Origin of the sequence: Psychrobacter sp. FME13 (genome assembly GCF_014861395.1) — a bacterium.
Classification (GTDB): Bacteria; Pseudomonadota; Gammaproteobacteria; order Pseudomonadales; family Moraxellaceae; genus Psychrobacter.
On sequence record NZ_RRYV01000001.1, the window covers coordinates 61746 to 82347 of the forward strand.

Annotated in this window: 34 protein-coding genes; 1 reads left to right on the plus strand and 33 read right to left on the minus strand. The window is 42.5% G+C overall.

The window, feature by feature from the left end:
* Positions 1 to 80: 80 nt before the first annotated feature.
* Positions 81 to 701, plus strand: coding sequence for an L-threonylcarbamoyladenylate synthase (locus tag EI164_RS00275; RefSeq protein ID WP_192518013.1), 621 nt, complete (start codon positions 81 to 83; stop codon positions 699 to 701).
* Between the two features lie 71 nt (positions 702 to 772).
* On the opposite strand, the gene rplQ is transcribed toward EI164_RS00275, so the two are convergent.
* From rplQ to EI164_RS00440, 33 genes are all read right to left on the minus strand, one after another.
* Complete coding sequence (gene rplQ, locus EI164_RS00280) at positions 773 to 1132, minus strand: 50S ribosomal protein L17 (RefSeq protein ID WP_010196736.1); 360 nt, start codon at positions 1130 to 1132, stop codon at positions 773 to 775.
* A gap of 19 nt (positions 1133 to 1151) precedes the next feature.
* Positions 1152 to 2159 (minus strand): DNA-directed RNA polymerase subunit alpha, encoded by a 1008-nt coding sequence (locus tag EI164_RS00285; protein ID WP_087040762.1) that lies wholly within the window; start codon positions 2157 to 2159, stop codon positions 1152 to 1154.
* An 80-nt stretch (positions 2160 to 2239) separates the two neighbouring features.
* On the minus strand, positions 2240 to 2881 hold the full coding sequence (gene rpsD, locus EI164_RS00290; RefSeq protein ID WP_192518014.1) for a 30S ribosomal protein S4: 642 nt from the start codon (positions 2879 to 2881) through the stop codon (positions 2240 to 2242).
* A 48-nt stretch (positions 2882 to 2929) separates the two neighbouring features.
* A complete protein-coding gene (gene rpsK / locus EI164_RS00295) occupies positions 2930 to 3319 on the minus strand; it encodes a 30S ribosomal protein S11 (protein WP_192518015.1) in 390 nt (129 codons plus the stop codon).
* Positions 3320 to 3339: 20 nt separating this feature from the next.
* Positions 3340 to 3696, minus strand: a complete 357-nt coding sequence (gene rpsM / locus EI164_RS00300) for a 30S ribosomal protein S13 (RefSeq protein ID WP_021813384.1) — start codon at positions 3694 to 3696, stop codon at positions 3340 to 3342.
* A 251-nt stretch (positions 3697 to 3947) separates the two neighbouring features.
* Positions 3948 to 4064, minus strand: coding sequence for a 50S ribosomal protein L36 (gene rpmJ, locus EI164_RS00305; RefSeq protein ID WP_010196721.1), 117 nt, complete (start codon positions 4062 to 4064; stop codon positions 3948 to 3950).
* Positions 4065 to 4097: 33 nt separating this feature from the next.
* The gene (secY, locus tag EI164_RS00310) at positions 4098 to 5429 is read right to left on the minus strand and encodes a preprotein translocase subunit SecY (RefSeq protein ID WP_192518043.1); all 1332 of its coding nucleotides are present in this window, start codon (positions 5427 to 5429) and stop codon (positions 4098 to 4100) included.
* 19 nt (positions 5430 to 5448) lie between these two features.
* The gene (gene rplO, locus EI164_RS00315; RefSeq protein WP_192518016.1) at positions 5449 to 5889 is read right to left on the minus strand and encodes a 50S ribosomal protein L15; all 441 of its coding nucleotides are present in this window, start codon (positions 5887 to 5889) and stop codon (positions 5449 to 5451) included.
* Entirely contained in the window at positions 5889 to 6068 is a 180-nt protein-coding gene (rpmD, locus tag EI164_RS00320) for a 50S ribosomal protein L30 (RefSeq protein WP_010196714.1), read from the minus strand. The genes rplO and rpmD overlap by 1 nt, the downstream gene beginning before the upstream one ends.
* 20 nt (positions 6069 to 6088) lie before the next feature.
* Complete coding sequence (rpsE, locus tag EI164_RS00325) at positions 6089 to 6604, minus strand: 30S ribosomal protein S5 (protein ID WP_010196711.1); 516 nt, start codon at positions 6602 to 6604, stop codon at positions 6089 to 6091.
* A gap of 2 nt (positions 6605 to 6606) precedes the next feature.
* The gene (gene rplR / locus EI164_RS00330) at positions 6607 to 6957 is read right to left on the minus strand and encodes a 50S ribosomal protein L18 (protein ID WP_192518017.1); all 351 of its coding nucleotides are present in this window, start codon (positions 6955 to 6957) and stop codon (positions 6607 to 6609) included.
* Between the two features lie 11 nt (positions 6958 to 6968).
* Positions 6969 to 7502 (minus strand): 50S ribosomal protein L6, encoded by a 534-nt coding sequence (gene rplF, locus EI164_RS00335; RefSeq protein WP_192518018.1) that lies wholly within the window; start codon positions 7500 to 7502, stop codon positions 6969 to 6971.
* 175 nt (positions 7503 to 7677) lie between these two features.
* Positions 7678 to 8076 carry a 30S ribosomal protein S8 gene (gene rpsH, locus EI164_RS00340; protein WP_192518019.1) on the minus strand — a complete coding sequence of 133 codons (399 nt, stop codon included), beginning with the start codon at positions 8074 to 8076 and terminating at the stop codon, positions 7678 to 7680.
* A gap of 11 nt (positions 8077 to 8087) precedes the next feature.
* Entirely contained in the window at positions 8088 to 8393 is a 306-nt protein-coding gene (rpsN, locus tag EI164_RS00345) for a 30S ribosomal protein S14 (protein WP_010196705.1), read from the minus strand.
* Positions 8394 to 8405: 12 nt separating this feature from the next.
* The gene (rplE, locus tag EI164_RS00350; RefSeq protein ID WP_192518020.1) at positions 8406 to 8942 is read right to left on the minus strand and encodes a 50S ribosomal protein L5; all 537 of its coding nucleotides are present in this window, start codon (positions 8940 to 8942) and stop codon (positions 8406 to 8408) included.
* Positions 8943 to 8963: 21 nt separating this feature from the next.
* On the minus strand, positions 8964 to 9281 hold the full coding sequence (rplX, locus tag EI164_RS00355) for a 50S ribosomal protein L24 (protein WP_192518021.1): 318 nt from the start codon (positions 9279 to 9281) through the stop codon (positions 8964 to 8966).
* Between the two features lie 8 nt (positions 9282 to 9289).
* Positions 9290 to 9658 (minus strand): 50S ribosomal protein L14, encoded by a 369-nt coding sequence (gene rplN / locus EI164_RS00360; RefSeq protein ID WP_010196702.1) that lies wholly within the window; start codon positions 9656 to 9658, stop codon positions 9290 to 9292.
* 182 nt (positions 9659 to 9840) lie between these two features.
* Positions 9841 to 10116 (minus strand): 30S ribosomal protein S17, encoded by a 276-nt coding sequence (gene rpsQ / locus EI164_RS00365; RefSeq protein ID WP_021813375.1) that lies wholly within the window; start codon positions 10114 to 10116, stop codon positions 9841 to 9843.
* Entirely contained in the window at positions 10113 to 10310 is a 198-nt protein-coding gene (gene rpmC, locus EI164_RS00370) for a 50S ribosomal protein L29 (RefSeq protein ID WP_025644397.1), read from the minus strand. Before rpmC ends, rpsQ begins: the two co-directional genes overlap by 4 nt.
* Positions 10310 to 10723: a 50S ribosomal protein L16 gene (gene rplP, locus EI164_RS00375; RefSeq protein ID WP_075102274.1), complete on the minus strand. Its 414-nt coding sequence runs from the start codon at positions 10721 to 10723 to the stop codon at positions 10310 to 10312. The genes rpmC and rplP overlap by 1 nt, the downstream gene beginning before the upstream one ends.
* Before the next feature lie 3 nt (positions 10724 to 10726).
* Positions 10727 to 11455 (minus strand): 30S ribosomal protein S3, encoded by a 729-nt coding sequence (gene rpsC / locus EI164_RS00380; RefSeq protein WP_192518022.1) that lies wholly within the window; start codon positions 11453 to 11455, stop codon positions 10727 to 10729.
* 3 nt (positions 11456 to 11458) lie between these two features.
* Positions 11459 to 11788 carry a 50S ribosomal protein L22 gene (rplV, locus tag EI164_RS00385; RefSeq protein WP_010196689.1) on the minus strand — a complete coding sequence of 110 codons (330 nt, stop codon included), beginning with the start codon at positions 11786 to 11788 and terminating at the stop codon, positions 11459 to 11461.
* A 10-nt stretch (positions 11789 to 11798) separates the two neighbouring features.
* Positions 11799 to 12074 (minus strand): 30S ribosomal protein S19, encoded by a 276-nt coding sequence (gene rpsS, locus EI164_RS00390; protein ID WP_021813372.1) that lies wholly within the window; start codon positions 12072 to 12074, stop codon positions 11799 to 11801.
* A 12-nt stretch (positions 12075 to 12086) separates the two neighbouring features.
* The gene (gene rplB, locus EI164_RS00395) at positions 12087 to 12914 is read right to left on the minus strand and encodes a 50S ribosomal protein L2 (RefSeq protein WP_192518023.1); all 828 of its coding nucleotides are present in this window, start codon (positions 12912 to 12914) and stop codon (positions 12087 to 12089) included.
* Positions 12915 to 12925: 11 nt separating this feature from the next.
* Positions 12926 to 13276, minus strand: coding sequence for a 50S ribosomal protein L23 (rplW, locus tag EI164_RS00400; protein WP_192518024.1), 351 nt, complete (start codon positions 13274 to 13276; stop codon positions 12926 to 12928).
* Positions 13273 to 13875: a 50S ribosomal protein L4 gene (gene rplD, locus EI164_RS00405; protein WP_057758698.1), complete on the minus strand. Its 603-nt coding sequence runs from the start codon at positions 13873 to 13875 to the stop codon at positions 13273 to 13275. Before rplD ends, rplW begins: the two co-directional genes overlap by 4 nt.
* Before the next feature lie 14 nt (positions 13876 to 13889).
* Positions 13890 to 14528: a 50S ribosomal protein L3 gene (rplC, locus tag EI164_RS00410; RefSeq protein WP_192518025.1), complete on the minus strand. Its 639-nt coding sequence runs from the start codon at positions 14526 to 14528 to the stop codon at positions 13890 to 13892.
* Positions 14529 to 14577: 49 nt separating this feature from the next.
* Entirely contained in the window at positions 14578 to 14889 is a 312-nt protein-coding gene (gene rpsJ, locus EI164_RS00415) for a 30S ribosomal protein S10 (protein WP_010196670.1), read from the minus strand.
* Between the two features lie 402 nt (positions 14890 to 15291).
* Positions 15292 to 16890, minus strand: a complete 1599-nt coding sequence (locus EI164_RS00420; RefSeq protein WP_192518026.1) for an Rne/Rng family ribonuclease — start codon at positions 16888 to 16890, stop codon at positions 15292 to 15294.
* 155 nt (positions 16891 to 17045) lie between these two features.
* Positions 17046 to 17705 (minus strand): Maf family protein, encoded by a 660-nt coding sequence (locus tag EI164_RS00425; protein ID WP_192518027.1) that lies wholly within the window; start codon positions 17703 to 17705, stop codon positions 17046 to 17048.
* Positions 17706 to 17851: 146 nt separating this feature from the next.
* Positions 17852 to 18337: a rod shape-determining protein MreD gene (gene mreD / locus EI164_RS00430; RefSeq protein WP_192518028.1), complete on the minus strand. Its 486-nt coding sequence runs from the start codon at positions 18335 to 18337 to the stop codon at positions 17852 to 17854.
* Between the two features lie 230 nt (positions 18338 to 18567).
* Entirely contained in the window at positions 18568 to 19401 is an 834-nt protein-coding gene (gene mreC / locus EI164_RS00435; protein WP_192518029.1) for a rod shape-determining protein MreC, read from the minus strand.
* Positions 19402 to 19561: 160 nt separating this feature from the next.
* On the minus strand, positions 19562 to 20590 hold the full coding sequence (locus EI164_RS00440) for a rod shape-determining protein (RefSeq protein ID WP_192518030.1): 1029 nt from the start codon (positions 20588 to 20590) through the stop codon (positions 19562 to 19564).
* Positions 20591 to 20602 lie beyond the last annotated feature (12 nt).

Here is a 20602-nt window from a genome sequence, read left to right on the forward strand (position 1 = left end):
CCCCAGACAGCTTTAATTCAGCCACCTACATACTTATTTAAATGAAGAAAAATCTCATAACTATAAGATAAGGAAGCATCATGCAAGTATTCTATATTCACCCTGATAATCCACAACCACGCCTTATTGAACAAGCAGCTGATCTCTTACGTAAAGATCAATTAATCATCTATCCTACCGATACTAGCTACGCTTTCGGTTGTCGCTTAGGTGCGAAAGATGCTCTAGAAAAGCTTAAACAGATTCGTGAGCTTGATGACAAGCATCAATTTACACTACTATGCCGCGATTTGAGTGAAATTGCCAACTACGCAACTGTAGACAATATGCAATTTAAACAACTTAAAGCGCACACTCCGGCGCCCATAACCTTTATCCTAAATGCCACAAAAGATGTGCCGAAAAAACTGTCTCATGCTAAAAAAAGAACCATTGGTATTCGAGTACCAAGTAATACTATTGCTCAAGCATTGTTAGAAGCAATGGATGAACCTATTCTAACCAGCTCACTAATACTGCCTAACCGTGATGATGTTCTCGATGACCCATTTGAAATTGAAGATATCTTGGGCAATCAGATTGGTGGCCTAATAAATGCAGGTATAAAAACTACCAAGTTAACCACCATTGTAGATATGACTAGTGGCCAACCTGAAGTCATTAGACAAGGTGCCGCTAATGTTGATTCATTATTGCTGTAGTTGAAAATTTGACATAAAAAAAGCTCCAATTAATTGGAGCTTTTTTTATACATAATATATTCAGTGTCAAACTAGTCACGATCAACTAGCTCTACATATGCCATTGGCGCATTGTCACCATCACGATGACCGCATTTTACGATACGCAAATAACCACCTGGACGAGTTTGGTAACGAGGACCTAACGTGCCAAATAGTTTGCCTACCATAGCTTTGCTACGCATACGGCTAAATGCTAAACGACGGTTAGCAACGCTGTCTTCTTTAGCCATAGTGATTAATGGCTCGGCAACGCGACGTAGTTCTTTAGCTTTTGGTAAAGTTGTTTTAATCAGTTCATGCTCAAATAATGAGTTAGTCATGTTCTGAAACATTGCCTTACGATGACTGCCGGTACGACCCAGCTTGACTCCACTCTTACGATGGCGCATAGTCAAAAATCCTTAAAGTTTAACGGCTACGATAAGAAAAGCGATCATCAACACGTAAATCAGCTGGTGGCCAGTTATCTAGGCGCATACCGAGCTCTAAATCTTTAGACGCTAACACGTCTTTGATTTCTGTTAATGACTTCTTACCAAGATTTGGGGTTTTTAGTAGTTCAGTCTCTGAACGCTGTACCAAATCACCGATATAGTAAATGTTTTCAGCTTTTAAGCAGTTGGCTGAGCGAACCGTTAGTTCAAGATCGTCCACAGGGCGTAATAGCACCGGATCAACCTCTTCTTTTTCTTTCACAGGCTCAGGCGCTTCTTCAGCTTCTAGGTCAACAAAGATAGAAATCTGTTGTTGTAAAATAGTGGCTGCTTTACGAATTGCTTCTTCTGGATCTATAGTGCCATTAGTTTCAAGCTCAACGATAAGACGATCAAGATCAGTACGCTGCTCTACACGAGCGTTCTCAACCTGATAAGCAACACGAAGCACAGGACTAAAGCTTGCATCAAGCTTCAAGCGTCCAATTGCTTTAGTATCACCATCTTCACGGCGCTGGTTTGCTGGCTCATATCCACGACCCATTACTACACGCAAACGCATCTTAAGATGACCACGATCACTCAATGTACCCAATACCAATTCTGGATTGATGATGTCTACATTATGTGGTAACGCGATATCTGCAGCAGTAATAGTGCCTGGACCTTGTTTATCCAAGGTCAAAAATACTTCATTTTGGTCATGAAGAGTGATTGCCAAGCCTTTTAAGTTCAAAAGCAGGTCAAGCACATCTTCTTGTAGTCCTTCAAGTGTTGAGTATTCATGGTCAACACCATCAATCTCAGCTTCAATGACTGCAGCACCAGGTAATGAAGATAACAAGATGCGACGTAAGGCATTACCTAAAGTATGCCCAAAGCCGCGTTCTAACGGTTCGAGCGTGACTTTCGCAATCGTTTCATTAACCGTATCCACGTTAATGGCGTTCGGCGTTAGAAACTCAGTTGCATTTAGCATCATGATGTCACCTCGATTTATTAAACTGGTTTAATTAACGTTAATTGCTCAATGTCATTTTTACGACATCGAGCAGTACGTCATTACTTAGAGTATAGCTCAACGATCAAGCTTTCGTTGATTTCAACAGGTAGATCAATACGATCAGGCGCTTGTTTAAACGTGCCTTGTAGTTTGCTGTGGTCAACATCTAGCCATTCCGGAATACCACGTTGTGTCGCTAGTTCAACAGCGTTTTTAATACGTAGTTGTTCGCGAGACTTCTCTTGGATAGCGATGACATCACCATCTTGAAGCTGAATTGATGGAATGTTCACACGAACAAACTCATCACGGCCAGCTTTTTTCACCATAACAGTACGATGACTGACTAGCTGACGTGCTTCTGCGCGAGTTGAGCCAAAGCCCATGCGATAGACCACGTTATCTAGACGACTTTCTAGCATAGCTAGTAAGTTCTCACCAGTAGCGCCACGCTTACGAGCAGCTTCTTTATAGTAATTAGCGAATTGACGCTCTAGTACACCATAAATACGCTTAACTTTTTGCTTTTCACGCAACTGTAGAGCATATTCTGAGGTCTTATTACGGCTAACGCCATGTTGACCTGGTGGACGACCAGCTTTTTTTGTTTTTACGTCGTATGGTTTAACACCAGACTTAAGACCTAAGTCAGTACCTTCACGACGTGATAATTTGAGTTTTGGTCCAATATAGCGGGCCATTGTTATGTCTCCTATAAGCTTCTGGGATAAAAAGCTTCGTCTTTAATATTAGACGCGGCGCTTTTTCGGCGCACGGCAACCATTGTGTGGGATTGGGGTTACATCAGAGATGCTGTTAACTTTATAACCCAATGCACCTAGTGCTCTTACCGCAGACTCACGACCCGGTCCTGGTCCTTTGACCAAAACATCGATATTCTTAACACCATATTCTTGGGCCGCTTTACCAGCGACTTCAGCTGCAACCTGAGCTGCAAATGGTGTAGATTTACGTGAACCACGGAAGCCTTGTCCACCTGAAGTGGCCCAAGCCAATGCATTACCTTGGCGATCGGTAATCGTAACAATGGTGTTATTAAAAGACGCATGGATATGGGCTACGCCCTCCGATACTGAACGACGAGCCACCTTTTTGCGACTACGAGTGTCTTTTGCCATCTTTTAGCTTCCTAAGTTAATTATCTTTTGAGAGGGCGTGTCGGACCCTTACGAGTACGAGCGTTGTTCTTAGTGTTTTGACCTCTAACTGGTAGGTTACGACGATGGCGAATGCCACGGTAACAACCAAGATCAACTAAGCGCTTAATATTCATTGACACTTCACGACGAAGATCACCTTCAGTCATGTAATTTGCAACTTGTGCACGGATAGCATCTAACTGTGTATCATCTAACTGGCTAACTTTAGTAGTAGGGGCAATGCCAACTGCTTCTAAGATTTTCTGAGCAGTGGTACGACCTACACCAAAGATGTAAGTTAGTGAAATAACAGCATGCTTATTATCCGGAATGTTTACGCCGGCAATACGAGCCATTGATTTCTCTCCATTAAAGAAAAATGAGCATTATCTCTCGATAAAGCGTTATTTTTCAGATTTGTTGCTGTCGATACGTAAACCTTCATAACGCTTTTTCTGAATTGACCTAATAGTAAGTCAGCCATTAAAGACACTATAAAAGTTTTTCATATAAACTACGGCAAGTGGCGGATAATAACTCATCCGCCGTCATTTTTCAAGTATTAATTTAATCAGTAATAGAGCCTATGGCTAAATCACGCTAAATATTAACCTTGACGTTGCTTGTGGCGAGGTTCTGCTGTACAAATAATATGTACACGGCCTTTACGGCGCACAACTTTACAGCTACCACAAATCTTTTTAACTGATGCTTGAACTTTCATAGCATGCTCCTTGAAATATCGTACCGCTCATTTTTAAGGTTGAGTGGGCGATTGAATTAACGTCTGATCATGATATTGATGGGTCATCAAATGCGCTTGAATCTGCGATATGAAATCCATTACCACAACCACCATAATCAGTAAAGACGTACCACCGAGTTGAAACGGCACACCAAACGATGACTGGACGACCATTGGCATTAAACAAATAACCGTCATATACATCGCGCCAATAAAGGTCAGTCGGTTTAATACATGATCGAGGTAACGCTGAGTTTGTTGTCCTGGGCGAATACCTGGAATATACGCACCACTACGTTTAAGGTTCTCTGCAACTTCACGGGGACTAAATACCAGAGCCGTATAGAAATAACAGAAGAAAATAATCATCGCACCAAACAGTACCAAATATAGCGGCTGTCCTGGAGACAATACCAATGCCATATTTTGTAATATTTTTTGTGTAAAGGTAGGATCAGTTGATTGACCTACCCACTGCCCTAAACTGGCTGGAAACAACAGCAAAGAACTTGCAAAAATAGCGGGAATAACACCTGCCATATTTAGCTTCAACGGCAAATGAGATTGCTGCTGAGCATAAATTTTGCGACCTTGCTGCTGTTTCTGTGCATAGTTTACAGGAACACGGCGTTGGGCACGTTCAATATAAACAATACCGGCAGTAACCGCGATACCTAGCAACACAAAAATAAATAGCACAATCAAGTTCATCTGACCTTGATTGACTTGTTCGATAGATTGCGAAATCATACCTGGTGTACCAGCCACAATACTCGCAAAAATGAGCATTGAAATACCGTTACCCACACCACGCTCTGTAATCTGCTCACCAAGCCACATTAAAAACATAGCGCCCGCTACTAACGAAGTAACGGCTGGAATATAAAAAGTAAGACCAGAAGATAAAGTAAGATTTTGACTGATTAAACCAGCACACATTCCTAATGACTGTACTAATGCTAAAGCAAGCGTCCCCTGACGGGTATACTTGTTTAACTTACGTCGTCCTGCTTCCCCCTCTTTTTTGAGAGCTTCAAGCGATGGTAATACCGCAGACATCATCTGTACAATAATCGATGCTGAGATATATGGCATAATGCCAAGTGCCATAATGGACATACGTTCTAGTGCACCACCTGAAAACATGTTAAACATGCTCAAAATGGTATTTTCGTTGCGCGAAAACAGATCAGCCAAATTAACTGGGTTAATACCCGGTACTGGAATATGTGACCCTAAACGATAAACAATCAATGCGCCGATTAAGAATAATAAACGCGTCCATAATTCATCATACTTTCGTATAAATGCGAATGGATTAAGCGGTATACCAGTCGATGACATTGATTGTTTTGACACGTTACTACTCCTCGATGCTACCACCAGCAGCTTCGATTGCTTGCTTAGCGCCTTTAGTTACTTTGATACCTTTAAAGGTATAAGCTTTAGTAACTTCGCCTGATAACATTACACGGGCACGTTTCATATCATGACGAATAAGGTTGGCAGCTTTAAGTGTTTCAATGCTGACCACATCGCCTTCAATTTGTTTTAATTCAGAAAGACGTACTTCAGCAGTTTTCATTGCCATCTTACTGGTAAAACCAAATTTTGGTAGACGACGGTATAAAGGCATTTGACCACCTTCAAATCCTGAGCGAATGCTAGAACCTGAACGAGACTTCTGACCTTTTACACCACGGCCACCAGTCTTACCAAGACCTGAACCGATACCACGACCACGACGTTGGGCAGTTTTCTTTGCGCCAACACCTGGTGATAATTCATTTAATCTAAGACCCATTACGCTTCCTCCACTTTTACCATGTAGTTAACGCGATTGACCATACCACGAGTTGAAGGAGTATCTTCTACTTCAACAGTATGATTAATGCGGCGTAAACCCAATCCTTTCAAGCTCGCTTTGTGGCTCTTTAGGCGATGGGCACCCGATTTAAATTGAGTGACTTTCATTTTTTTCATCGTAACTCACCTAGTCTAAGTTAACCCAAGATTTCGTCTACAGATTTACCACGTTTAGCTGCCATCTTCTCTGGAGTTGACATATCACGTAAACCGTTAAACGTTGCACGAACAACGTTAGCAGTATTGGTAGAACCATAACATTTAGTCAAAACATCTTTGACACCAGCAACTTCTAACACAGCACGCATTGCACCACCAGCGATTACGCCAGTACCTTCAGATGCAGGTTGCATATAGACTTTACTAGCACCATGACGTGCTTTGATCGGATGATACAAAGTTGCATCATTTAACTCAACAGTAATCATATTACGTTTAGCAGCTTCTAGTGCTTTTTGAATAGCAGCTGGCACTTCACGTGCTTTGCCGCGACCAAAACCCACACGACCATTGCCGTCACCCACTACAGTCAACGCAGTGAACGAGAAAATACGACCACCTTTAACTACTTTTGCAACACGATCAACGGTAACTAAGCGTTCTACTAGACCGTCAGTCTGTTCATTTTTATCATTTTTATCATTTCTAGCCATGATTAAAACTCCAATCCGTTTTCGCGAGCCGCTTCAGCTAAAGCTTTAACTCGACCATGATATTTAAAACCACTACGGTCAAAGGCAACTTTATTAATGCCAGCTGCTTTTGCGCGTTCTGCGATCATTTGGCCTACAGACGTTGCTGCATCAACATTACCAGTCGCACCAGAGCGCAAGCTGCCGTCTAAGGTAGATGCCTGAGCAATCACTTCACCACCGTTAGGAGAGATAATCTGGGCATAAATATGTTTTGGCGTACGGTTAACCGTTAAGCGATGAACGCCTAAGAAACGGATATGCGCACGGGTTTTCTTTGCTCGACGTAGACGAGCTGCTTTTTTATCAAACATTTCAACTCACCTTATTTTTTCTTAGCTTCTTTGCGAATCACATGCTCGTCACTATAACGAATACCTTTGCCTTTGTAAGGCTCAGGTGGGCGGAAACCACGGATGTTAGCCGCTGCTTGACCAAGCTGCTGTTTATTGTTTGATTTCAAAACAATTTCAGTTTGCGTTGGGGTTTCAGCTGATACACCTTCAGGCAACGTATACTCTACTGGGTGAGAGTAACCAACGTTTAAAGTTACTTTATTGCCAGCAACTTGTGCGCGATAACCAACACCAATCAATTGAAGACGTTTTTCAAAGCCTTCATGAACGCCCTTAACATAGTTGTTAACTAGAGCGCGCATGGTGCCAGTGTGCATCATAGCTTCTTTTGAATCGACTGTAGGTGAGAAAATGATAGCATCATCTTCCTGTTTCAGCTCGACCAATTCATGCAGGCGTAAAGACAAATTGCCGTTCTTGCCTTTAACTTCGACCTGCCGATCGTTCAAAGTAACGCTTACGCCGTTTGGCAGCGTTACTGGGGCTTTAGCCACACGAGACATAGGAATATTCCTTAAAAAATTAACTTCTTTATATTAGCGAAAAAACTAACAGGCTAAAAAGCGTGTTAGTTTAGCATAGTTGACTGTGTTAGACACCTATCAATTTAAATTAATTTATAATCATTCAATTGATAAGAGCCTAACAACTATCAAATAAACTTCATCGTCGTATAGCTTACGCTACAAATGCGACAATTTCACCACCGATACCAGCAGCGCGTGCAGCACGATCGCTCATGATACCTTGGCTAGTTGATACAATAGCAACGCCCATACCCTGTTTAACAGTAGGGATAGAATCTTTGCCACGGAACTGACGCAAACCAGGACGGCTATAACGTTGAATAGTTTCGATGACAGCACGGCCTTCGAAATATTTTAGTTCAATAGTAAGTGTTGCTTTGTTGTTTGCTTCTTCAGCGACAACAGCACTAGCCACATAACCTTCGCTAACCAGTAAATCAGCAATTGATTTACGTAGTTTAGAGTTCGGCATTGCTACCGATACTTTATTAGCCATTTGTGCGTTACGAATACGGGTTAGCATATCCCCAACGGTATCTTGCATACTCATATAGTTACTCCTTACCAGCTTGCTTTACGAACACCAGGCACATCGCCTTGCATGACACGCTCACGCAGCATATTGCGTGATAAGCCAAACTTGCGGAAGTAACCATGAGGACGACCGGTGATAGCACAACGATTACGCAGACGTACTGGTGATGAGTTACGTGGTAGAGCTTGTAGCTCTAGCATCGCTTCCATACGAGTTTCGTCACTTGCAGTCATATCACTGATAGTTTCTTTTAGCTTGATACGCTTTTCAGCATATTTAGCAACCATTTTTTCGCGTTTTAATTCGCGGTTAATCATGCTCTTCTTTGCCATAACGTCTTTACCTTATTTAAATGGGAAGCCGAATGCTTTAAGCAACGCACGACCTTCTTCATCACTACTAGCTGACGTGGTGATTGTCACATCCATACCGCGGATACGATCAATTTTGTCAAAATCTACTTCTGGGAATACGATTTGTTCTTTAATACCCAATGAGTAGTTACCACGTCCGTCAAAGGCTTTAGGTGAAAAACCGCGGAAATCACGAATACGAGGAATTGCAATGGCAATGAGACGATCTAAAAATTCGTACATTTGCTCACCGCGTAGCGTTACTTTACAGCCAATTGGCCATTCTTCACGAATTTTAAAACCAGCAACTGATTTACGCGCTTTAGTAACAACAGGTTTTTGACCAGCAATAGCGGTCATATCGGCAACTGCACCTTCAAGAATTTTCTTATCTTGAGACGCACCACCCACACCCATGTTAAGTGTGATTTTAGTGATTTTAGGCACTTGCATCACATTTGTTAAACCAAGCTCTTCTTTGATTTGCTGCTTTAACTTATCGTTATATAAAGATTTTAATCTTGCCATTACCATTACACCCTTAGTGTCTTACGCAGTCGCCACTACTTCACCGTTCGAACGATAGACGCGTTGTTTCTTGCCGTCTTCATCGAACTGATAAGTAATACGATCAGCTTTTTGGGTTTGCGCATTTAAAATTGCGACATTTGAGATATGTAGAAAAGCTTCTTGCTTAAGAATACCGCCTTCAACGCCAGCTGCCTGATTAGGCTTCTGATGTTTAGTAACAATATTAATGCCTTCTACTTTAATACGATCATTTTTTACAGCTTGTACAGTACCTTGTTTGCCTTTATCTTTCCCAGCAATCACGATAACTGTATCGCCTTTACGTAATTTTGACATGGATTACCTCACAATACTTCTGGTGCAAGTGATACAATTTTCATAAACTGATCACCACGTAGTTCACGAGTTACCGGTCCAAAAATACGAGTTGCAATTGGCGCTTTATTTTGGTTTAACAATACCGCAGCATTGTCATCAAAACGCAACACAGAACCATCCGGACGACGAACGCCTTTTTTGGTACGTACAACTACTGCATTCATCACGTCGCCTTTTTTAACACGACCGCGAGGAATGGCTTCTTTAACCGTTACTTTAATAATGTCGCCAACTGATGCATAACGACGATGAGAACCACCCAGTACTTTAATGCACTGAACTCGCCTTGCACCGCTATTGTCTGCAACTTCCAGCATTGACTCAACCTGAATCATAGCGTTACTCCACACGTATGAGCAATAAAAACCAGTTGCTGCCGCTAGCACAGTATGAGTAGACGGCATTTTAATATAAATAGCCGCGACTTACTCTTAATGTGAGTGATATACGCTCGGCGCAATCAGCATCCTTAAAAAGGCGGCTATTTTAACAGCTTCTGGCTTTTAATGCAATTTACTTAGATTTTTTCTACTTTTTCAACCACATCAACTAAAGTCCATGACTTAGTTTTTGAGATTGGACGCGTTTCTTTGATACGGACAAGGTCACCTTGTTGGCAAACATTGTTCTCATCATGTGCTTTGATTTTTGTAGAACGACGAAGCTGTTTGCCATATAGAGGATGACGAACCAGACGCTCAATCAAAACTGTGATGGACTTATCCATCTTGTCGCTGACAACTCGTCCTGTCAATACGCTAGCATTGGTAGCTGTTTGATTGTTATCGCTCATGAGTCGCCTCGTTGTTTCTCGTTAATCAAAGTCTGAAGCTGTGCAATCGTACGACGATTGGCACGTACTTCATGGGTATTACCCAACTGACCAGTTGCTTTAGCCATACGAATACGGAAAGCATCAAGTTGCTTTTCATCAAGTAACTGGGTCAGTTCTTCTAATGATTTATCACGTAATTCACTGATCTTCATTACATTATCGTCCGCTTAACAATGGTAGTTTTAAAGGGCAGTTTTGCTGCGGCAAGCGTTAATGCTTCGCGAGCAAGCTCTTCAGAGACCCCTTCGATTTCATATAGCACTTTACCAGGCTTGATTTCGCATACCCAATATTCGACTGGACCTTTACCTTTACCCATACGTACTTCCAATGGTTTGTTGGTAATTGGCTTGTCTGGGAATACACGAATCCAAATCTTACCGCCACGCTTAATTTTACGAGTGATGGTACGACGTGCTGCTTCAATTTGACGGGCAGTCATACGACCACGAGTCAACGATTTTAGACCAATTTGTCCGAATGCAACGGTGCTTCCACGATGAGCTAGCCCAGTGTTACGACCTTTATGCATTTTACGAAACTTGGTACGTTTTGGCTGTAACATAGTTTAACCTCTGTCTGAGTTTCGACGGTTTCCGTTTCCACGACCACGGCGTTTTGGCGCACGAGGCTTCTCTTCGTTGACGGGGTTATAAACACTGTTCATACCGTCAAGGATTTCGCCACGGAAAATCCAAACTTTTACACCGATAGTGCCGTAAGTTGTCTCTGCACGTACTGACGCATAGTCAATATCAGCGCGGAGTGTATGCAATGGCACACGACCTTCACGGTACCATTCAGTACGAGCAATCTCAGCACCGCCAAGACGGCCAGACAACTCAACTTTAATACCTTTAGCACCAGAACGCATGCTGTTCTGTACAGCGCGCTTCATTGCACGACGGAACATAACACGACGCTCAAGCTGGCTACCAATACCGTCTGCAACCAAACGTGCATCAAGATCAGGTGACGTGATTTCTTCAATGTTGACCTGAGCAGGTACGCCCATAATTTTGGTCAATTCTTTTTGAAGTCTTTCGATATCTTCGCCTTTCTTACCGATAACGATACCAGGGCGCGCAGTGGCGATGGTAATCTTAGCAGCGCCAGTAGGACGCTCGATCATGATGTTACTGATCATAGCGTTATCTAGCTTCTTGCGAAGGTATTCACGAACTTGAATGTCGTTGATGAGGTATTCTGAGTATTGTTTAGGGTTAGCATACCAGTTTGCATTATGCTTTTTGACAACACCAAGACGAATTCCGATTGGATGTACTTTTTGACCCATAACTTATTCTCCTACCTTTATAGTGATGTGACAAGTACGCTTGCTGATACGATCAGCGCGACCTTTGGCACGTGGTAGGATACGTTTTAGCGTAATGCCTTCATCAACGTAGATAGTTGATACTTTAAGAGTATCGATATCTAGACCGTTGTTGTTTTCGGCATTGGCGATGGCTGAGTTAAGACATTTCTTAACAAACACAGCGCCTTTTTTATTGCTATACGTTAGGATATCCAAAGCACGCTCAATAGATTTGCCACGAACTTCATCAGCAACGAGTCTAACTTTTTGTGCCGATATGGCGGCACCGCGTAATTTTGCAGTTACTTCCATGGTAAGCACCTTATTTCTTAGCTTTTCTGTCAATGCCATGACCACGATACGTACGAGTCGGGGCAAATTCACCTAGTTTATGACCAACCATCTGTTCGCTCACGATAACCGGTACATGAGTACGGCCGTTGTGAACAGATAAAGTTAGGCCAACCATTTGTGGCAAAATCATCGAGCGGCGCGACCAAGTCTTAATTGGCTTGCGTGAGTTGGTGTCTAATGCATTCTCAACTTTAGCAAACAAATGCGCGTCTATGAATGGACCTTTTTTCAATGAACGAGGCATGAAATTCTTCCTTTATTTCTTCTTGGCGCGACGGCGGATGATCATGTTGTCAGTACGCTTATTACTACGCGTTTTAAGTCCTTTAGACTTCTGACCCCAAGGGCTAGTTGGATGGCGACCTTTGTTACGACCTTCACCACCACCATGTGGGTGATCAACCGGGTTCATAGCGACACCACGAACTGAAGGACGAACACCACGCCAACGTGAAGCACCGGCTTTACCAAGTGATTTCAAGTTGTTTTCAGTGTTAGAAACTTCACCGATAACAGCACGGCAATTCACATGTACGCGGCGAGTCTCGCCAGAACGCAAACGTAGAATAGCATAGATACCGTCACGACCTAATAACTGAACACTAGCACCCGCTGCGCGAGCCATCTGTGCACCTTTACCGATTTTAAGTTCGATATTGTGAATCACAGTACCCAATGGGATGTTTTTCAGTGGTAAACAGTTACCTGGGCGAATTGGTGAAGTTTCACCTGACATCACTGTATCGCCAACTGCTTGTTTTTTAGCAGCGATGATGTAGCGACGTTCGCCATCAGCATACTTAAGCAAGGCAATATGTGCAGTACGGTTAGGATCGTATTCGATACGCTCTACTGTAGCTGGGATATTGTCTTTAGTACGTTTGAAATCGATAACACGATAATGCTGCTTATGACCACCGCCAATATGACGAGTCGTTATGCGACCATTATTATTACGACCACCTGACTTACTTTTTGATTCAACAAGTGCTGCATAAGGACGACCTTTGTAAAGGTGTGGATGCACCACTTTTTCAACAAAACGACGGCCTGGTGATGTTGGCTTTGCTCTTACGATAGGCATGAGTGTAATCCTTATTCGTTATTCGCTGTTTCACTAGCAGAATCAGTAGTATTTACTACTTCTTCACCAGCATCAGCCATTTGTACATCTTGACCAGCTTTTAAGGTAACATAGGCTTTTTTATAGTCGTTACGACGGCCGATGCTTTTACCAAAACGCTTTGTCTTACCTTTAACATTCAAAGTGTTCACTTTAGTAACTTCAACACCTTCAAACATCAACTCAACTGCTTTTTTGACTTCTAGCTTAGTAGCATTAGAATCAACTTTAAATACCTGCACACCAAGTGAGTCGCCAAGCATTTGAGATTTTTCTGAGAATACAGGCCCTCTTAAGACCTGATAAAGTCTTGCGTTATTCATGCTAGTGCTTCCTCAAATTGTTTCGCAGCTTCAACTGACATGATCACTTTATCAAATGCGATCAAGCTCACTGGGTCCACTTCATTTGTACCAAGTACATTGACATGTGGAATGTTGCGAGCAGCCAAGTATAAGTTTTCATCAACTTCTTTAGTCACGATTAGTGCACGAGGTGCATTTAAATCGTTCAACTTAGCAATCAGCTCTTTGGTTTTCGGCCCAGAAACGCTCAACTCTTCTACCAAAATCAAACGCTCTTGGCGAATCAATTCGGCTAGGATGCACTGCATCGCACCGCGATACATTTTACGGTTTACTTTCTGTGACCAATCTTGTGGTTTTGCAGCGAATGCACGACCACCTGAACGCCAGATTGGGCTACGAATAGAACCCGCACGAGCGCGACCAGTACCTTTTTGGCGCCATGGCTTGATACCACCGCCAGAAACTTCGGCACGGGTTTTTTGTGCGCGTGTACCTTGGCGAGCACCAGCTAAATAAGCGGTGACGACTTGATGCACTAGTGCTTCGTTGAATTCACGACCAAATGCCGTATCAGAAAGCTCAACCGCCGCACCTGTAACTGTTTTTAAATCCACGTTAATCCCCTTGCTTAGGCTTTGACTGACGGACGTACGATAACATCGCCACCGGTGGCACCTGGGATAGCACCCTTGATGACAAGTAACCCTTTTTCGGCATCAACCGAAATCACTTCTAGGCCTTGAACGGTAACACGTTTGTTACCCATCTGACCCGCCATCTTTTTGCCTTTGAATACTTTACCTGGTGACTGGTTCTGACCAGTTGAACCATGTGCACGATGAGATACTGAGTTACCATGAGTAGCATCTTGCATATTAAAGTTGTGACGCTTTACAGGACCTTGGAAGCCTTTACCTTTGCTGTTTCCTGTAACATCAACCATTTGACCTTGTTCGAACAGGTCAGCTAGAATTTCACCACCAATCTCACGACCTTCAAGATCGCTATCGTTGGCACGAAACTCCCAAACACCACGGCCAGCTTTAACACCAGCTTTAGCGAAGTGACCTTTCTGTGCAGCTGTTACGCGGCTGTCACGACGGGTGCCTGTGGTAATTTGGATGGCTTGATAACCATCTACATCAGTATTTTTTACTTGAGTAATGCGGTTTGCATCGACCTCAACTACTGTCACAGGGATAGATGCGCCTGTTTCAGTGAAGACACGGGTCATGCCGCATTTTTTACCGACTAAACCGATCGCCATTTTAGACCTCTTTATATCTTATATTAATGGGTTGGGTGTGTAATGTGCATTAACCCAAAGCAATTTGAACGTCAACACCCGCCGCTAAATCTAATTTCATTAGCGCATCCACAGTTTTGTCAGTAGGTTGAACGATATCAACCATACGCTTATGAGTACGGATTTCGTACTGATCACGCGCGTCTTTGTTAACATGTGGTGAGGTTAGAACGTTGAAGCGCTCAATGCGAGTCGGCAACGGTACAGGACCACAAACTTGCGCACCGGTGCGCTTTGCAGTATCAACAATCTCTTGTGCAGATTGATCGATCAAACGATGATCAAAAGACTTAAGACGGATACGGATTCTCTGGTTAGCCATGCCAGCAAGCTCCTAATATGTGCTTTTGTCATTCTTGCTTTGCAAAGATATGATCAAAAGCCGTTTGGTTAAATATTCACTTAAAGCGGCCTTCTGTTCTTAACCAGAATGAGTTCTTTATCCGAACTTATAGCGTGCCAAAAGTAAAATAGTTTAAAGCCCCGCCGACCCTCCTATATATTGGAAAGCAGCAAAGGCATAATGAAATAGTGCTAGAAACGATGCTCTAGCTGTCATAGCGCCAGCCTTTCTAGTCAGCTGCGCATATTTAATTCAGTGGTGTGTATTATACATATTATTTCGTTCATTGCAAGAACTATATCTGTAGTCGATCTGGATATTACGCTTTTTAAGCATCATCATCTATTTCTAATGATTCTACTATCTATAGCAGATAAGCTATCAGTCTAAAACAATATCGTATTGTTCTTGAGTATAGAGATTTTCCACATCAAAAGTAATCACTCTACCAAGCAAATATTCTAAGTCTGCTACGGTATCTGACTCTGTCGTTAGTAGTAAATCAATGACTGATGCGTGAGCCACGACAGTGAATTTTTTGGGAGAGTTATAAGTGCGAGCACAGCGCATAATCTCACGAAATATCTCAAAACATACTGTTTCAGCTGTTTTTACAAAGCCACGGCCTTGACAGGTTGGGCACGGCTCACAAAGCTGCTGCCCTAATGACTCACGGGTACGTTTACGAGTCATCTCTACCAAGCCAAGCTCACTGACTTGCGTAATCTTAGTCTTGGCATAATCTTGCTTCAACTGAGCTTGTAAACTCTCTAACACATCGTCTTTGTGCTGTTGCTCTAGCATATCGATAAAATCTAAAATAATGATGCCACCTAGATTTCGCAAACGTAGCTGACGAGCAATAGCATGAGTCGCTTCTAGGTTGGTCTTATAAACGGTGTCTTCTAATGAGCGGCCACCCACGAAAGAGCCAGTATTCACATCAATAGTAGTCATCGCTTCTGTTTGATCGATAATCAAATAACCGCCTGACTTTAGATCTACACGGCGTTTTAAGGCATCACGTAAGTCGTCTTCGACACGATGTATATCAAATAGGGATTGCTCAGCAGTATAGTGTACGATTCGATCATAGACAAAAGGCACAAACTCTTTGGCAAAGTATCTTACTTGCTCATATATCTGTGTATTATCGATGATGACTTTTTCGGTATCAGCATGTACCAAGTCACGAATAGATCTTAATGGCAGTGCCAGTTCTTGGTAAATAAGCTCTGAGCTTTGATGATGGTTTATTTCTTGGCGACGAGCACAGATAGTGCGCCACAGCTGTAGCAGATAGTAGATATCTTCTTCAAGCTTTTCGACAGGAACACGTTCAGCAGCAGTACGAGCAATCAATCCACCTTTTAGATTAACCGTCTGCATCAAGCTACTAAGTTCAGTCTTTAGACGCGTACGCTCTTCGTCACCATCAATACGCTGCGATATACCAATATGTTCACTTGATGGTAGATATACCAAATAGCGTGACGGTAGCGATATATTGGTGGTTAGACGAGCACCTTTACTACCCAGCTGATCTTTCGTGACTTGCACTAAGATACGTTGACTTTCGTGTAGACGATGCTGAATCAATGTTTTAGAAACAGGCATAATTTCCGAGCTTGGCACGCTAACGACAGGTGACATAACGGCCAAATCATCGTTAGAAGTATCCACAAGGCCACGGTCTGTATCACTTTCTTTATGTACAGTGGCTTTATTTTTACTTTCTGCGACTGGGCGCGGCTCACGCTGCATATCATTGACATGCAAAAAAGCTGTACGTGACTGACCAATATCAACAAACGCTGCTTGCATACCAGGTAGGACACGGACAACCGTACCCAGATAAATATTACCAACCAAACCCAGTTTATGATGACGTTCGATATAAATCTCGCCCAAGATACCATTGTCTAATACTGCAACACGGGACTCCATTGGACTAATATTAATGAGCAGCTCTTCGGACATAATGTTTTTCTCTTATCTCTCAGCTTTTTTGTTAGGCGTTCATCGCCTATTAGCTTTATAGTGTAACAAATGCGACTTACTCTTGCCCATTACCCTACCGTGTCATTATGTGCAGAACATCAGTCATTCACTTTTAACAGGTTCATAATATTTGCTTAACCTGCTTGCATGTCTCTAATAAGTGCTAATGTTTGCGATAGAGGTAAGCCAACGACGTTAGTGTAGCTACCATTAATACGGCTTACCCATGCAGCACCTAACCCTTGAATGCCATAACCACCTGCTTTGTCAGCAGGCTCACCACTGTCCCAGTAGTCGCTCATCATCTGCTCCGTCAGCGGAACAAATGTAACTTCTGTGCGTTCAGTGATTTGTTGGCGGTTAACAACTTGAAAACCTTGCTGATAATCAGTCGTTAAATTAGCAAGACCTGGTAATAATGATACTTGAGTCGCTTGCACAGCCGTCCAAACCTCATGAACATTATCAGACATTTGCTGCCACATATCATAAGCGTGCTCACGGTCAACGGGTTTGACCAATACAGTTTTACCATCTGCTAATACACCAATGGTATCTGAGGTTAAGATAATAAGCGGCTCAGCACAGTCCATTGTATTAGCTTGGATCTTTTCATTTAGCTGTTTTATCGCAGCCTCAGCTTTGGTAGCGACCATGCGCTCGATATAGTCTTTTGGCGACTCATTATCATAGCGTGTTTCATTGATATCTGCACTCAAGATACTAAAGTTCAGCCTTGCTCTTTCCAATAGCTCACGGCGGCGCGGCGAACCAGATGCCAAAACAATATCCATCGCTACTCTCTTACTGTATAAATTATTGTGTGTTGAAAACTTACCTTCATAGAAGTTTTGTAGATAATAGATGCTCAAATCAAAAAATCACGCTCAACTACTCATTCATGACGACTAGCGCCAAACGTTAGCAACCGCCTCTTTAATTAACGTGTAAACTTGCGTAAAACAAGTAATACCAATGGCCAGCTTAGGATACTAATCATTAATGAAAAAGCGGATTGTGCAACAAAGATGTTTTGAACAAACATCTGCAATACCCATAGCGTTATTTGAAATACAATCAATCCTAGACTAGCGATTACCCATGCACTAACGGTATTTAATTGCTTAACATAGATACTGGTCAGTTTAATCACGAACGCTACTACTACTGCGGCAAAGGCTTGCTGTCCTAGATGAGTATCCATCAATAAATCAGCAATAAAACCGATAGTAAATGCCGTAAAGATACCGACATAACGTGGTTGAAACAACAACCAAAAAACCAAAACCATCACCATCACCATAGGACGCAATGTAGCCATGCTAGGACTTAATGGATAAATATTAAGTGATGAGGCAACAACGAAGCTAAGAATAATCGTAACAATGATTAGTACCGTTGCATTCTCGGAGTCAGGATACGACATGAGTACTTACCTTAGCGGGTGTATTAGCGGCTGCTATTAAAACATAATTAAGCATTGATGTGATGTTCACTGTGACTAAACAGATAATGAGTATATAGGCGGCTACTAGGGTGTATCTTTACTCCAATCGATAGTCATCTATATAGGCTAAAGATGGCAAAGTTTTGCCGAACAATGTCAAATATTGGATGAATAGCTCGATACTAAGCGGCACTGATGAGTAACACTATTTAGTTGGCTAGCTTATCTTGGAGAATGAGCACATAAGCGTTATCGATAAAATTTGCTGCTGGTGTCACTTCTATAGTTTTAAAATTATCGGCTTGGGTATTTTGGATATGAGCCACACGGCCGACTCGGTAACCTGCTGGAATCCGGCCGCCTAGCCCTGATGAAACCAACTCATCACCCACACGTACGTCTGATGTTTTGAATACATAATCAAGGCTCAGCGAGGTTGGTATTCCTTGTCCGGTAACGATAGCGCGCTGACCAGTACGTTTAACAGTAACGGCAACTGATTGCTGTTCATCGGTTATCAGTAGCAAGCGACTGGTATTAGGATAGACATTAATGATTTGCCCTAAAATACCCGTTTCGTCAATAACCGTTTGTCCAACTTGCACCCCATCTCGTGCACCTTTATTAAGCATCACAATTTGTCTAAGTAAATTGGTATCAGTACCGATAACCTGTGCTAGGTTGAGCTCAAACTGCTCAGGCTTAGTGGTTGATAAAATACCTTGCAGGCGTGCATTTTGTGCCAAGATATAATCTTGTTGCTGAAGCTTAGCTTGTGCGTGTATCAGTTGCGACTTTAATTGTATATTTTCGCGGCGTAGTGTTTCTTTAGACTGTAAGCTTCCACTCGCCCAATGTTTGGCATAGCTGGGTAATAGTGACAACTCATAGATCGGTTGCATAGCAGCATGGCTAGTATTGCGTATTGAATTAAACCATTCTGGATTTTTGCTATCGAACCACATCAGTACTAAAGCTGCTATCAGTACTATGGCAGTCTTACGAAGTGCTAACGGCTGGCGCGCAAAAATACTTGGAATCATAAGTCGTCTAACTCAGGGGTTATAAAATAAACAGTAGCCAGTGCTGAATTCTAGCCTTTATTAATGTGATTAAAGGCAGCACAACTGGCTGCCTTTACCTTTATCCTTATCTTTACCTTTATATAGTTACAGCCAATTCTTTTATCTTAATTTAAATAGCTCAAACAAAAATCATATTCAAACTTTTGTTATTGATAAAATCAAGTGCAATACCACCACCACGACTGACACAAGTCAGCGGATCTTCGGCAACAGTCACAGGCAAACCTGTTTCTCTTGAAATCAACTTATCTAAATCACGTAATAACGCACCGCCACCAGTCAAGACAATACCACGCTCTGCGATATCTGATGATAGCTCAGGTGGCGTTTGTTCAAGGGCCGCTTTAACCGCACTTACAATACCACTTAGTGGATCACTCAGTGCTTTTTGTATTTCTTCTGAGTTGATCGTGAATGTTTTTGGCACACCTTCAGCCATGCTACGACCACGCACTTCTACTTCTAACTGACTGTCCTCATTCAATGCAGAGCCCACTTCTTGTTTGATACGCTCAGCCGTTGTCTCACCGATCACACAGCCATGAGTACGACGGACATGAGTAATAATGGCTTCATCAAACATATCGCCACCAATCCGAATCGACTCAGCATAGACGCAACCAGATAGCGCGATAACAGCAATTTCAGTCGTACCACCACCTATATCAACAACCATCGAACCACTAGCTTCATGAACTGGCATACCAGCACCAATCGCTGCGGCCATTGGCTCTTCTAGCAACAATACTTTACTGGCACCTGCTGATGATACTGCTTCACGTATCGCTTTACGCTCGACGAGAGTAGACTTACAAGGCACACACACCACGACATTAGGCTGCGCTAGAAAACGCTTTGCCTTTACCTTCATGATAAAGTGCTTGAGCATCTTTTGTGTCACTTCAAAGTCAGCAATCACCCCATCTTTTAATGGACGAATCGCTGTAATATTGGCAGGAGTACGGCCTAGCATCTGCTTGGCATCGATACCAACAGCAGCAACAGTAGGGTTCTGCGTACGATTACTTCGTAACGCCACTACCGTAGGCTCGTCAAGTACGACGCCTTTATTAGGAATAAAAATTAGGGTGTTCGCAGTACCGAGGTCGATAGCGATATTATTTGATAAAAATCCAAACAGGTTCATGACTAATATATC